Origin of the sequence: Amycolatopsis sp. MEPSY49, from assembly GCF_051337345.1 — a bacterium.
Taxonomy (GTDB): Bacteria; Actinomycetota; Actinomycetes; order Mycobacteriales; family Pseudonocardiaceae; genus Amycolatopsis.
The window spans coordinates 292,312-307,283 of record NZ_JBDLYJ010000005.1 but is presented as its reverse complement, the minus strand read 5'-3'; the positions used below and the strand labels follow the sequence as shown (position 1 = coordinate 307,283).

Genomic DNA, 14,972 nt, shown 5'->3' with positions numbered 1-14,972 from the left:
CTTTTCGTTTCGTTACCGGTGTCCTTGCTCTCAGAATTCGGCGATTTGCAGTCTTTTCCGGACGGTCGCCGGTGTGGTGAACTTCCTCGCCGTTCGTCGGGGATGGACATCGAGGGGGACCCGTGCGTCGTCGCGCCGCGAGAGTTTGTGCTGCCTCCATACTTTTGGGACTGGGGCTTTCCCTGGGCAGCGGCCAGGCCGACGCGGCCCAGCTGGCCCCGGGGCACCTGCCGCTCGCGGAACTGGGTTCATGGCTGGGGTCGCTGTTCTCCGGTTCCCCGCACTGGGGCGCGGCACCCGTGCAGGCCGCGGGAACGGCCGACGGCAAGGGGCACGACGCGAGCACCGCGTCGACCCGCGCGCGCGGCGGCGCGGGGAACGCGCCCGGCACCGCGCCCGGTGAGCTGCCGGAGGACCGCGGCCACGGCCGGAAAGTGACGCCGGGGCCGAGCGGCGTGGCGTCGCGGGGCTTCGACGCCGCGACGAGCCGGCGCGACGCGGCGAAGTCGAGCGCCACCATGAACTACTTCGCCAACGCCGACGGCTCGGTCACCCGCGACTACACCCGCGGACCGGTCAACTTCGCCGACGGCCCGTGGGGCTGGCGGCCGATCGACACCACGGTGCACGCCGGGCCGGACGGCCGCTGGCACGAGACCGCCAACTCCCTCGGCGTCGACTTCGCCGGCACCGCGGCCGACCCCGCGCTCGCCACCCTGACCGTCGACAGTGGACACACGGTTTCCTATGGGCTGCAGGGCGCTCGCGCGGTCACGCCCCGCGTCGACGGGCACGCCGCGACTTACGCCGGCGCGCTCACGGGCACCGACGTCGCGCTCGAACCCACCCCCACCGGGCTGAAGGAGTCGCTCGTCCTGCATTCCGCGACGGCGCCGAACTCCTGGACGTTCCCGCTGGCGCTGACCGGCCTGTCCCCGCGGCTCGAGACTGACGGTTCGGTGAGTCTCCTGGACGGCGCGGGCGCGATCCGGCAGCGCGTCCCACGCGGTTACGCCTTCGACGCGAAGGTCGACCCGGTCTCCGGCGTCCCCGCCACCACCTACGCGGTCGGCTACGAGCTGACCCAGGTTTCCGGGAAGCCGGCACTGAAGGTGACGCTGGACCCGAAGTGGCTGGCCGATCCGGCCCGGGTGTTCCCGGTGACCGTCGACCCGACCTTCACCGACACGCCGGCTTCGACGTACGCCGAGATCGGCGCGCCCGGTGACCACTCGATGGAGAAGACCGTCAAGATCGGGTCCTACAACTCCGGCGCGGACTCGGCGAACACGTTCCTCCAGTTCCCGAAGGACCTCGACGGCTCGCAGGTCACGGTGAGCTCCGCGACGTTGAAGCTGTACGACACCTGGGCTTCGACGTGCCTCGCCGAGCGCTTCGACGTCGCCCCGGTGACGCAGGCGTGGACGCCGTCCGGCGTGACGGCCTACCCAGGCCCGTCCTTCGGCGCGAGCATCGGCAACGCCACCCCGTCGGTGCCGAACGCGTGCGCCAACCGCGCGGCCGACCGGACCGTTGGCGACTGGGTGAGCGTCCCGCTGTCGACGGCCACGTTCACCGGCTGGGCCAACGGATCCGCCTCCGACTACGGCCTCGCCGTGTACGCGGCGACCAACGACACCCTGCACTGGAAGCAGTTCGACTCCTGGCTGATGAACGCCGGCTACCAGCCGGTGCTGTCGCTGACCACGAGCGGCAACGTGCCACCGGTGGTCGACTCGGCCTTTCCCGGGGCCGGCGGGACGACGACGAGCCTGGTGCCGTTCCTGTTCGCGACCGCCCACGACATCGACGCCGGGCCGGGCGCACTGAAGTACCGCTACCAGGTCGCCGACGCGGCGGGCACGACCATCGCCGACTCCGGCCTGGTCAACGAAGGCACCTGGCGGGTGCCCGCCGGGAAGCTCAAGTACAACCAGACCTATTACTGGGCGGTGCAGGCCTACGACGGTTCGTCCTACTCGGCCGACCCGCCGTGGAACCCGCTCACCGTGCAGGTCGACCAGCCGCTGGTGACGTCGTCGCTGTCGCAGAACACCGGTGTGCACGGCGTCGAGCCGAGCATCGGCAACTACACGACCTCGGCCACCGACGCGGAAGTACGCGGCGTCGGCCCCGCATTGTCGGTGGTGCGCGACTACAACTCCCGCGATCCCCGCACGAGCGGGGCTTTCGGCGCGGGCTGGTCGAGCGTGGTCGACGCGCGCGCGGCCGAGCAGTACGACTTCGACGGCTCCGGCGCGGTCGTGAGCGTGCTCGTGACCTATCCGGACGGCTCCGAAGTGGGCTACGGGAAGAACGCCGACGGGACGTTCTCGCCGCCGTCCGGGCGGTTCGCCACCTTCAAGGCGATCACCGGCGGGTACAGCCTCACCGACAAGAACGACACCGTCTACACCTTCACCCAGGCGCTCGGCTCGGGTGTCTACCAGTTGTCGTCGATCGCGGACGCCAACGGCCGCGCCGTGAATCTCACCGTGTCGGGCGGGCATCCCGCGACCCTGACCTCAGCGGTGTCCGGCCGGGCCCTGCACTTGACCTGGACCACGCCGGCGGGTGCGACGAGCCCGCACGTCGCCTCGGTCTCGACCGACGACCTCACCCCGGGCGCGCCGCTGACCTGGACCTACAGCTACACCGGCGACCAGCTCACCGCCGTCTGCCCGCCGGGCACGACGACCGGCTGCACCCGCTACGGCTACACGGCGGGCTCGCCGTACCGCACGAGCGTGCTCGACCTCGGCCCGCACTCGTTCTGGCCGCTGGCCGAGACGAGCGGGACGACCGCGGCGAGCGCGGTGCTCACCAACGAAGGCACCGACGCCGCCACATACCACGACGTCACGCTCGGCCAGGTCGGCCCGCTGGCCGGGTCCGCGGCGACGGCGGCCGGGTTCAACGGCACGTCGTCGTACGTGCAGCTGCCGCGCGCCGACGCGGCCGCGCCGAACACGATGTCGGTGTCGATGTGGTTCAAGACCGCTGCCACCAACGGCGTCCTGTTCTCCTACAGCACCATGCCGCTGACGGAGGCGACGAGCCCGGCGTCGCAGTACACGCCCGCGCTCTACGTCGGCAACGACGGGAAGCTGGTCGGCGAGTACTGGACCGGTGCCACGGACAAGACGATCACCACGGCCAACCCGGTCAACGACAACGCGTGGCACCACGTCGTCTTCACGCACTCCTCGACCAGTCAGGGCATGTACCTCGACGGCCAGTTCGTCGGCGCGCAGGTCGCGCCGATCATGCCGATGGGCCCGCAGAACCGTTTCATCGGCGCGGGTTTCCTCGGCAACCAGTGGCCCGACGAGGTCAACCAGGGCAAGCCCGGCACCGCCACGTTCTTCAACGGCCAGATCGCCGACGTCGGCATCTGGGACAAGTCCGTGCCCGGCGTCCAGGAAATGCCGCTGTACCAGGCAGGCAAGCAGCAGGCGAGCCTGCTCACCTCGATCACCCGCCCGTCCGGCGCGGTGCACACGACCGTCTCCTACGACCCGGTTTCCCAGGCGGTCACCCAGATCGGTGACGAGAACGGCGGCACCTGGAAGTACGCGCCGCTGACCGCCACGGGCTCGAGCCAGGTCTACCGCGGTGCCGTGCTCGGTTCGCAACCCGAGCTGTACCAGCGCTTCGCCGACGCACCCGGCACCGCCTCGCCCGCGGGTGAGGTCAACTATCGCCCGTCCGCCTACACGAACGCGACGCTCGGCGTGGCCGGGCCCTTCACCGACTCGACCGCCGCGAAGTTCCCCGGCACGGTCGCCGGGGTCACCCTGCCCGATCACCTGGTGAGCGCGTCGACGACCGCGTCGGTCGAGCTGTGGTTCTCGACGACGTCCACCGCCGCCGGCACGCTGTTCTCGACCGGGTCCTCGGCGCTCGGCGCGGCGAACCCGTCGGGTGGTGCGATGCCGGTGCTGTACGTCGGCACCGACGGCAAGCTGCACGGCCACTTCTGGGACAACTCCGTCGCGGGCATGGCTTCGCCGGGCAAGGTCAACGACGGCAAGTGGCACCACGTCGTGCTCAGCGGCGCGAACACCAGCCAGGTGCTCTACCTCGACGGCCTGCAGGTCGGCACGTTGTCCGCGCAGATCTTCAACAGCGACCCGCTGAACTTCGTCGGCGCCGGGGTCTACAACTCCAACGGGTGGCCGGCGGCACCCTCGGGGAACACCTGGAACTACTTCGGCGGCTCGATCGGCGAGGTCGCGTTCTACCACTCGTCGCTCAGCGCCGCCGAGGTCGCCCAGCACTTCCTCGCCGCGGGCAATTCGAAGGGGCTCGCCCCGCTCGCGACCGCGACGATCACCGACCCCGCGGGCAGGACATCGACGCAGCAGTACGACCCGGCCGCCGGGAACCACAAGGTGTCCGAAACGGACACAGGCGGCAAGCGGACCACCTACGGCTACGACACGTCCGGGTTCCTGCACACCAGCACCGACCCCAACGGCAACGTGGTCACCGTCGGCCACGACGTCCGCGGCAACACGGTCTCGCAAACCACCTGCCAGAACCAAGCCGCCGAGAAGTGCTCGACCTCGTACTCGACGTACTTCCCGGACGACACCACCGCGCAGCTGACGACGGCCGACGCGCGCAACGACCTGATGCTGACCTCGCGCGACGGCCGCTCGGCGGGCGCGACCGACCCCGCGTACCTGACGTCGTTCGGCTACGACACCGCGGGCAACCGCACCTCGGTGACCACACCACCGGTCCCGGGATTCCCGAACGGGCGCACCACGACCATCACCTACAGCGACGGCACCGCGGCGTTCCCCGCGGCCGACACCGGCAACGTGCCCGCCGGGCTGCCGGTGAAGACCACCTCGCCCGGCGGCGCGGTCAACCGGATCTCCTACCGGCACAACGGTGACGTCGACAGCACCACGAACGCCGACGGGCTGCTCACCCGGTTCACCTACGACCCGCTCGGCCGCGTGCTGACGAAGACCGCGGTCTCCGACAGCTTCCCGGCGGGCCTGGTCACCTCCTACGCCTACGACAGCAGCGACCAGGTCGTCTCGCAGACCGACCCGGCGGTAACCGACCGGGTGACCGGCGCGATCCACACCGCCGTCACCACCAGCGTCTACAACGCCGACGGCAGCCTCACCTCCCAGACCGTCTCCGACGGCACCGGCGGTGACGCCGCCCGCACCACCAGCTCGGCCTACAACGACAAGGACCAGGTCGCGTCCACCACGGACGCGAACGGCAACGTCACCACCTACACCTACGACGTCTACGGCAACAAGAAGAGCGAAACCGACCCGAACGGCACCGAGACGGACTGGACCTACGACGGCGAAGGCCGGCTGCTCACCCAGGGGCTCTGGTACACCGGCAATCCCGCCGACCCCCAGCCGGCGACGTTCCTGACCCAGAAGTCCAACGCCTACGACCCGGCCGGGCGCCTGGCGTCCGAAACCGACTCGATGGGCAACATCACCGCCTACACCTACACCGACAACGGGCTCACCGCGACCGTCACCCGCAAGGACCCCACCGGTCAGCAGTCCTTCGTCGCCGAGTCCGACACCTACGACGCGGCCGGCAACCTCGTCGGCACGGTCACCGGGAACGGCGCGAACACCTCGACGTCCACTGTGGACGCCGCCGGCCGGGTCGCGCAGACCGTCGACGACCCCGGCGGCGCGGCGCGCACGACGTCGGTGTCCTACACCCCCGACGACAAGGTCGCCACGAGCACGCAGTCGGACCCGTCCGGCCGCAGCCGCACGGTCAGCACGTCCTACGACCCGATGGGCGTGCTCACGTCCCGGTCGGTCGCCGCGGACGGCGCCGGGCACCCGGTCGGCTGGTGGAAGCTGAACCAGACCTCCGGCACCACGGTCACCGACTCCTCCGGGACCGGCAACACGGCCGCGGCGTCCGCGGTGACGTGGTCCGGCGGTGCCGCGACCCTCGACGGCACCGGCTCGCAGATCGCCACCAACGGCCCGGTGCTCAACACCGCGGCCGCCTACACGGTGTCCGCCTGGGTCAAGCCGGCCACGCTCGGCTCGGCGTTTCAGACGTTCGTGGTCCAGAAGGGCGCCGTGATGAGCGGCCTCTACCTCGAGTACAACGGCAGCGACCACAAGTGGTCGTTCTCCCGGTTCGGTACCGACGCGTCGAACGCCACCGCGTACCGCGCGGAATCCTCGGCCGACGCGCAGGCCGGGGTCTGGACCCACCTGGCCGGCGTGTACGACCCGGGTACCGGAGCGATGCGGCTCTACGTCAACGGAGCACAGGCGGGGAGCACCACCGACCCGACGCCGATGGCGAGCAACGGCCCGCTGGTCATCGGGCACGGCTGGTACCTCGGCGCGAACGGCAACTACGCCACCGGCCAGGTCGAAAGCGTCCAGGCCTACTCCCGCGCGTTGTCCGCGGCCGAAGTCTCGACCGTCTACACCGGCGGCCGGGGCGGCGGCACCGTCGCGTCTTCGGCGGCCGAGACGACGACGTGGACGGTCGACCAGCGCGGGCTGCCGACGTCGATGACCGACGCGAACGGCAACGTCACGACCTACGCCAACGACGAGGCCGGGAACCCGGCGGTGACCACCGCGCCGACGGTGAACACCGAGACGAACGGCGGCCCGGCGACGGCGGTCCACCCGGTCACCACGACCGGCTACAACACGTTCGGAGAACCGGTCGAAGCCGTCGACCCGGACGGCAACCAGATCACCACCGTCTACGACGCGGCGGGCCAACCGGTCTCGGTCACCAACCCGGGCTACACCCCGCCGGGTGGCGGATCGCCGATCACCGCGACCACCGTGCGGATTTACGACAAGATCGGCCAGGTCCGGTCCGAAAAGGACCCGCTCGGCCACGTCACGAAGCTGGACTACGACCAGCTCGGCGACCTGGCGCGGATGACCAAGCCGTCCGGCGCCCAGGCCGTGTCGACGTTCGACACCAACGGCGACCGGCTCTCGGTGGTCGACGCGAACGGTGCCCGCACCGAGGCGACCTACGACTTCCTGTCCCGGCCACTGACCTCGACGGTGTTCGAGCGCTATCCCTCCACGCTGACCGCGACCACGACGAACTCCTACGCGGCCTCGGCGACCAACCCGGGCGGCGCGAACCTGGCGTCGACCAAGACACCCAACGGCGCGACGACGTCCTACGGCTACAACGCGCTCGGCGAGACCACCTCGGTCACCGACGCCGCCGGGAACACCACCCGCTACGGCTACAGCTACCTAGGGGAGAAGGCGTCGGTCACCGCCGCCGACAACACCTCGACGGTGACGGCCTACGACCAGTCGAGCCGGCCGGTGCAGGTCACCCGGAAGGACGCGACCGGGGCGGTGCTGCAGCAGACGTCGGCGGGCTACGACGCCGGCGGCCGGCTGACGTCCAGTGTGGACGGACGCGGCACCGCGCGGACGTTCACCTACGACGCGGCGAACCGCCTGGCGAGCGAGATCCAGCCCGTCTCGGCGACCTCGTCGATCACCACGACGTTCGGCTACGACGCGGCGGGCAACCGGACCCGGTTCACCGACGGCCGCGGCAACCCGACGATCACGCGCTACAACTCCTGGAACCTGCCCGAGGCGCTGGTCGAGCCGGCCACGGCCGCCTACACCTCCGACGCCGACCGGACCTTCACCTCGGTGTACGACGCGGCGGGGCGTCCGGTCACGCAGACGCAGCCGGGCGGGGTGACCGTGTCGGCGGGCTACGACGACGATGGGAACCTCGTCAGCCAGACCGGCGGCGGCGCCGACGCGGCGACCGCGACCCGGACGTTCGGCTACGACCCGGGCGGCCGGATGACCTCGGCCGCCACCACCGAGGCCGGGGTGACCGGGCACTCCGACCACCAGGCGGCGTCCAGCGAGACCTTCACCTACAACGACCGCGGGTCGCTGCTCACGGCGACCGGCTCGGCGGGATCGTCGTCGTTCGCCTACACCACCGACGGGCTGATGAGCTCGCGGACGGACGCGGCGGGCACGACGTCGTACGGCTACGACGGCGCCGACCGGCTCTCGAGCATCACCGACGCGGCCACCGGCGGCACGCAGACGTTGAGCTACAACGCGCTCAACCAGGTCAGCGGCATCCAGTACGGCACCGGGAACACGCGGACGTACGGCTACGACGGGCTGCACCGGCTGACGAGCGACGCGCTGAAGACGGCCGGGGGAGCGGCGATCGCGTCGGTCGGCTACGGCTACGACGCCAACGGCAACCTCACGTCGAAGACGACCGCGGGTTTCGCCGGGTCGGCGGCCAACACCTACACCTACGACCTGGCCGACCGGCTCGCGTCGTGGAACAACGGCACCAGCACGGTGGCCTACGGCTACGACGCGGCCGGCAACCGCACGCAGGTGGGCTCGTCGACCTACACCTACGACGCGCGTGACGAGCTGACGTCCGACGGCTCGAACACCTACAGCTACAGCGCGCGGGGGACACTGCGGGAACGGGCGTCCTCGACCGGCACGCTGGTGTCCTCTTCGGACGCGTTCGGGCAGATGGCCGTCCAGGGGACCCAGGCGTTCGGCTACGACGCGCTGGGCCGGAACCTGACCGACACGACCATCGCGTCCGGCGCGGCCACGACGTTCTCGTTTTCGGGCCTGGGCAACACGATCGCCTCGGACGGCACGTCGACCTACAGCCGCGATCCCGGCGGGGGCCTGGTCGGCGTCGCCTCCGGCGGTACCGGGGCGTTCGCGTTCGTCGACCAGCACACCGACGTCGTCGGGACGTTCACCGCGACCGGGTCAGCGCTGGCCGGTTCGACGTCCTACGACCCGTTCGGCAACGTGCTCGCCTCGGCGAACGTGAAGGGGCAGCTGGGATACCAGTCGGGCTGGACGGACAGCTCGACGGGGAACGTCAACATGGCGGCCCGCTGGTACAACCCGGCGGTCGGGCAGTTCACGAACCGCGACACGGTGTCGAACAGCCCGGTGCCGAACCCGATGGAGGCGAACAAGTTCGCCTACGTCGACGACAACCCGATGACGGGCACGGACCCGTCGGGGCACGGCTGGTTCAGTGACGCGTGGTCGTTCGTCAGCAACCACGTGGTGGCGCCGGCGGCGTCGTTCGTCTACCACCAGGTGATCCAGCCGGCGGCGCATTTCGTGAACACGTATGTGGTGCAGCCGATCGTGCACGTGGCGGTGGCGAGCTACCACGTGGTGCGCGACGCCTACCACGCGGCGGCGCGGGTGGTCCGCAACGTCTACCACCACGTGGTCCGGGTCGTGAAGAAGGTCTACCACGCGGCCGTGCACGTGGTGAAAACCGCGTACCACGCGGTGGCGAAAGCGGTGAAAACGGCGGCGCACGCCGTGGTCCACGCGGCAAAGGCAGTCGGTCACGCGGTGGCCTCGGCGGCGAAGACGGTCGGCCACGCGGTGGCGACGGCGGCGACCGCGGTGGGGCATGCGGCGGCGTCGGCGGCGTCGCATGTGGCGACGTTCGTGAAAGACCACGCGTCGACGATCGCGGGCATCGCGGCGGGCGTCCTGGTCGGCGCGGCTTGCACGGCTTTGACGGCCGGGACGGCGGTGGTGGGCTGCGCGGCGCTCGGTGGCGCGGTGGGTGGCGCGGTGTCCTACGGGATGGATTGTTCGAAGGCGCACAACTGCTCGGTGGGTGGCGCGGTGGAGGCGGTCGGGCTCGGCGCCTTGGGTGGTGCGCTGGGGGCCGGGCTGGCGGGCCCGCTGGGCGGCAAGCTGGTGGCGGACGCGCTGGACGGGGTCCTGCCGCAGGTGGCGACCCAGGGCCTGATCGGCGCGGGTTCGGGAGCGGTCAGCGGCGGCGTGACGGCCCTGGCCGGGTACGGCATGAACTGCGGCCGGAGCTGTTCGGTGGGTGGGGCGTTGTCGGCGGCGAAGACGGGCGCGATCGCCGGCGGCGTGGGTGGCGCGGCGTTCGGGGCGCTGGGTGGTCTGCGGGCGCGGGGGCGCAGTTCGGCGGAGGCGCCGGCGCAGTGCCACAGTTTCCTCCCCGGCACGAAGGTGCTGCTGGCGGACGGTTCGGCCAAGCCGATCTCCTCGCTGCAGGTGGGGGACCGGGTTGCGAACTCGCAGCCGGGCAAGGCCGGTCTGGCGGCGCATCCGGTGGACCGGGTGATCGTCACCGAGACCGACCACGACTTCGTCGATCTGAAGGTGAAACCGAGCCGGGTTCGTCGTGCTTTCGGCCAGGTCGTGGCGGGACTCGCCGTGGCCGCGGCCGTGACAACAGGCGGTGCGGCCACGGCTTCGGCCACACCGGCGACGTTGACGACGACTTATCACCACCCGTTCTACGACGTGACGCAGGAGACGTTCGTCGAGGCAGTGAACTTGCGGGTGGGCGATCACCTGCAGACCGCGGACGGCGGCGAAGCGACGGTCGAGGAGGTGACGCCGTACCATTCGACGGAGGTCACCTACGACCTGACGATCGACGAGCTCCACACGTATTACGTGCTGGCGGGCAGTACTCCGATCTTGGTCCACAACTGCGGAGAGACCTACTATCGCTCCATGAGCAACGAACACCATGCAGAGTTCGAGGCCACGGGCCGCGTCCCTGCTACGGGTGAGACCTTCACGTCACCTACTCGAGGTTTTTCGGAGAATTACGAAGGAACTCTGGTGAGGTTTACACTTCGTCCAGGAACGACGGCGCGGCTGGAAGAGATCGGTGTGCGGGATACGTCAAGTATGGCGCAGGAGGCTTACCCTGACATGCCGGAAGTGTCAGCCGGCTGGAATCGCACCTCTGCCTTCTTCAAGGGTGAAGGTGATCAGATAAATGTGGGGCTCGGTCGCGGGCCGGCGCTTGACATTTTCAACGAAAGCATTATCGGCCATGAAGTGGTCCGACGATGACGCCCCAGGAGCGGGAATTGATCAAGTCGTTGGTTGTTCTCCCTGGACGGGGTCGCAGGGGCTCGCCTGAGGAGGTTGTCCGTCACTTCGGAGCTTCTGACGGACGTGTCTTGGCCCTTGACCTACTGCGCGATGCTGTGCGGCGGCAAGACGGGACAGATGTCGAAATGGCCTTCATTGCCTGCAGGGCGTTTGGTGTGGATTTCACGGTGGATCATCTTGAACTGCTCCGTCAGTTGTCTGCGGCGGATTGGCATCGCAAACATGAGGACGTGATAACAGCTCTTGCCGAGATGCGGGCGCCGGAAGCGGTTGACGTCCTGTATCGAGCAACTCAATGGATCCCGAAGTACCTCGAGTTCGACGAAAATCGAGCCCTTGCCGTAAAGGCGATCTGGGCGCTCGGAAATACGCCTGGTAATGAGGCTGAGGCGAGTCTGGTGCGGTTGCTCGGGTCGGACAGTGAGGTCCTGCAGAAGGAGGCGAGGAGGCAGCTCGAGCGCCGGTGAAGGGCTTGAGCATAAACCAGTCGTGCCTGTCGGACCGGCGTTTAGGTGGCCCCGATGACACGACGCAAGCCGAATGGGAGATCATAAGGGTTTTCCTCTGGAAGCAGAGCCTTGGCGTGCAGGTGTTCGCCCGTTACGACAAGCTTGTGAATTTGCTGCACAGTCGGGGTTATGTCGACAATATTCCTGATCCAATCGTCGATGTAGCGTTCGACTGCGTCGCCGGATAATCCAATCTGGATGGTTCGCCATGGTAGAGGTTCCATCAGAAGGTTTCGTTCGGGATCCCACTGGATTCGAACAGGACTGGTGCGCTTATGTTCGGCCCAGGCTGCGTGACTTGCGTAAGTTGCTGGTTCATAGCTGGTGAGACTCGAGTGAGTCAAGGCCCATTCGAACCCCTCGCGGCTGATTTGAACGGCGAGTATACGTTCTTGTCCGGTCTTTGTTGCCCAGCCGGATCGGTGCATCATCCAAAGAAAGGAAGGTTTTATCCATGTCATTCGAGTCGTTTTGAACGGCGGTACAAAAGTCCCTGCGGATACGGCCGGTGTGGCAATCCCAGGCGAATAGGCTTGATAACAGATTACGGAGTGTTCGTTGAACAGTGCTCGTACCTGACGCTCGGGGACTTTGAGGGAATCGCTCATTGTGGTTGTCGACCGCTTCCGTGGATCTGGCTGGTTGCTCTGTGTTGACTCTTGTTTACGCCAACGCGTGTTCGATGCTTGTCGGCCGCCGGATCGCCCACGAGATGGAGGTCGCGCAACATGCCGACATCTTGGCACAGGGCGTGGTCGCCGGCTTCGGGATCAGCCGGGATTGAGCAGCCACGTGGTGGCGCCGGCAGCGTCGTTCGTCTCTCATTGGATGATCCAGCCCACGGCGGCAGGGTGTCCGATGTCTTAGGCGAACTCAAGCTCGCCTGGATCTTTGACAGCGCGATGACGTGCACGGAACCATCTGGCCACAGCCGGTCCGCCGACCCGATCGGTCGTGTGGTGAGCGCCCAGCTCTGATCCACGCCGTTGCTGGGTGCGGGCGGCGACACCACTGGTGAATTCGTCGCGCCGAGCGTCGAGGGTGTCGCGGCGGGACTCGACGCCGAGCATCGCATCCGATGCGACGTCTTGCCGGTCTGGTGCGGTCATTAGCTGCCTCCATTGGGTGGTGATCTGGTCCCAGGCCGAGGCTCTGACGCCATGGCCCGCGGGTCGCAGGCCGAGCGGGGAGGCGGCATCGGTGTTGGCGATTCCGTAGGTTTCACGGTACGCCGGCGGCGTGGGTGGCGCGGCGTTCGGGGCGCTGGGTGGTCTGCGGGCGCGGGGGCGCAGTTCGGCGGAGGCGCCGGCGCAGTGCCACAGTTTCCTCCCCGGCACGAAGGTGCTGCTGGCGGACGGTTCGGCCAAGCCGATTTCCTCGCTGCAGGTGGGGGACCGGGTTGCGAACTCGCAGCCGGGCAAGGCCGGTCTGGCGGCGCATCCGGTGGACCGGGTGATCGTCACTGAGACCGACCACGATTTCGTCGACCTGAAGATCAAGCCGAACCGGATCCGCCGCGCGGTCGGCCGTGCGGTGGCGGGTCTGGCTGTGGCCGCGGCCGCGGTGACGGGGGCGCGGCCACGGCGTCGGCGGCCCCGGCGACCGTGACCACGACGTACCACCACCCGTTCTACGACGTCACGCGCGGTGAGTTCGTCGAAGCGGTGAACTTGCGGGTGGGCGATCACCTGCAGACCGCGGACGGCGGCGAAGCGACGGTCGAGGACGTGACGCCGTACCACTCGACGGAGACCACCTACGACCTGACGATCGACGAGCTGCACGCGTACTACGTGTTTGCTGCCGACGTCCCGCTCCTGGTACACAACTGCGGCTCCGGCGACCGGCTACGAGGTCCGGACGGCCGGTTCGTGGCGAATCCGGACGGGCCTGCGCCTGGAGAGGTGCACAGCGACGGAATGCTCCGGGGCACCAACGCCCCCGGTCTGGTCACCAGCCGCGGCGGATTCCGTGCGGCCACTGAGGATGCTGCGTGGGAGAATGCCGCGGAGGGGCCCGCCGGTGGCCGGATGTGTCCCACCGGTGGCCCGAACTGTGCCGGCGAGGTCATGGTGCCGCCACGGACCCCCGGAGTGGTCCGGGACTGGGACGTCAGCCACAATCCTTCCTGGAGCAACCGCCGATTCAGTCCGGATGTGACGCGTGCGGAGGTACAGGACGACTACCAGGTGGGAACGAGCCTCGAGTGTCAACCGTGCAACCGGGGTGGCGGTAATGACGACTCGAGATTCGGTGGATGAGGTATGGGACTGATCGAGCATTTGGAGGCGCGTCTGGGCCGCATCACCGGTGGCTGGTCCAAGGACGCGGACGGGCGGCCGTGGCCGTTCCGTGTCGCTGCGTTCGCTGAAGGAGCACTGAACGGGGTTCAGTCATTCTCGACGATCGGGCTGAGCAAACACGACCTGGTATCACCGAGCTCGGGGCGCAAGCTGCGATTGGAACTCATGGCCGGTGAGCGAGGCGGACCGGGGACGGATTTCCTGCCCGGCCTACTCGGACAGGTCGCCGAGGAGGTCGTGGCATCGGGTCGGGCGGTTCTGCGCGGCGACGTGATCGGCCCTCGGGGACCGCTGGTGCCGGGGAGCCGGATGGAAGCCTGGTACGCCGCGTCTCCGGTCTATTACGACGACGGCTTTACCGGAGTGGACCTTGACGACGGACACCGCGCGGCGATCGTCTGGTTGGTACCGGTTTCCCGGCGTGAAGCCGCGTTCGTGAGCACCAACGGCTGGCGGGCGTTCGAGGACGAGCTGATCAAGGACGATCCAGACCTCCTCGACCTGCAACGGCCGGAGCTCTCGCTGACCGGCCGGTGAGCGCCGGAGGCTCTCAGCAGTGAGCACCAACGGTCGCGAGTAAGCACGCTGCGAGACACTCCCGATCCGCGGCCGTTGGCCGTGTCCGAGTTGCGTTCCTCTGGTGGAGGAGTACGACTTGACTTTCCTGACCAGCGGGAGGAAACAGGGTGACCGAGTTCTCACCAGGCGTGCTGGACGTCCTCACAGCGGCGGGATGGCGCGCCGACCGGCAGGTCGATGTCGATGGCTGGCGTGCCGACCTGGCGGAGGAGGGGCTCCGCATGCATGCCGCCGCCGAGGCGTTCCTTGCGTCTTTCGGTGGGTTGAGAATCGGTGTTCGCGGTCCCGGCGTGTCGTGTGCCAGAGAACCGTTCGAACTCGATCCCCTGTTGGCCTCCGGCGAAGGGGACCGGTTCATCGACTGGGGAACGGAGATCGGAAAATCGCTGTTTCCGGTCGGCGAATTCGGTGACGGGCGTCTGTTCCTCGCGATCGACGAAGCCGGTCAGATCTACGGTTTGGCTGATCGGCTCGGGAAGTACGGTCCTTACGATGAAGCATTGACAAAGCTGATTTCAGGGATTTCGTCGGATGACGTGACGCCGGCGTGATCAGCTGAGCCATGCCTGTGAGTCCGCGCCGGAGCGGCGTTCGAATTCGACGAGGAAAACCGTGTCCGATGAGGATGGCTGGGT

General features: G+C 68.5%; 8 protein-coding genes. 6 read left to right on the top strand and 2 right to left on the bottom strand.

The features are described 5' to 3' along the window. Positions 1 to 164 precede the first annotated feature (164 nt). A complete protein-coding gene (locus ABFJ78_RS24555; protein WP_436388694.1) occupies positions 165 to 10,904 on the top strand; it encodes a LamG-like jellyroll fold domain-containing protein in 10,740 nt (3,579 codons plus the stop codon). Between the two features lie 167 nt (positions 10,905 to 11,071). Then, entirely contained in the window at positions 11,072 to 11,413 is a 342-nt protein-coding gene (locus ABFJ78_RS24550) for a hypothetical protein (protein WP_436388693.1), read from the top strand. Between the two features lie 41 nt (positions 11,414 to 11,454). Here ABFJ78_RS24550 and ABFJ78_RS24545 read toward each other — a convergent pair whose 3' ends face one another. Then, positions 11,455 to 12,063, bottom strand: a complete 609-nt coding sequence (locus ABFJ78_RS24545; RefSeq protein ID WP_436388692.1) for a DUF4291 domain-containing protein — start codon at positions 12,061 to 12,063, stop codon at positions 11,455 to 11,457. A gap of 255 nt (positions 12,064 to 12,318) precedes the next feature. After that, entirely contained in the window at positions 12,319 to 12,564 is a 246-nt protein-coding gene (locus ABFJ78_RS24540; protein ID WP_436388691.1) for a hypothetical protein, read from the bottom strand. A gap of 130 nt (positions 12,565 to 12,694) precedes the next feature. Here ABFJ78_RS24540 and ABFJ78_RS24535 point away from each other — a divergent pair, with 130 nt between their 5' ends. The 4 genes from ABFJ78_RS24535 to ABFJ78_RS24520 all read left to right on the top strand — a co-directional run bounded on the left by ABFJ78_RS24535 (position 12,695) and on the right by ABFJ78_RS24520 (position 14,888). Continuing rightward, positions 12,695 to 13,063: a hypothetical protein gene (locus ABFJ78_RS24535; RefSeq protein WP_436388690.1), complete on the top strand. Its 369-nt coding sequence runs from the start codon at positions 12,695 to 12,697 to the stop codon at positions 13,061 to 13,063. Continuing rightward, entirely contained in the window at positions 13,060 to 13,716 is a 657-nt protein-coding gene (locus tag ABFJ78_RS24530; RefSeq protein ID WP_436388689.1) for a polymorphic toxin-type HINT domain-containing protein, read from the top strand. The genes ABFJ78_RS24535 and ABFJ78_RS24530 overlap by 4 nt, the downstream gene beginning before the upstream one ends. 3 nt (positions 13,717 to 13,719) lie before the next feature. After that, positions 13,720 to 14,295, top strand: coding sequence for a suppressor of fused domain protein (locus ABFJ78_RS24525; protein ID WP_436388688.1), 576 nt, complete (start codon positions 13,720 to 13,722; stop codon positions 14,293 to 14,295). Positions 14,296 to 14,444: 149 nt separating this feature from the next. Then, positions 14,445 to 14,888 (top strand): SUKH-3 domain-containing protein, encoded by a 444-nt coding sequence (locus ABFJ78_RS24520; RefSeq protein WP_436388687.1) that lies wholly within the window; start codon positions 14,445 to 14,447, stop codon positions 14,886 to 14,888. Positions 14,889 to 14,972 lie beyond the last annotated feature (84 nt).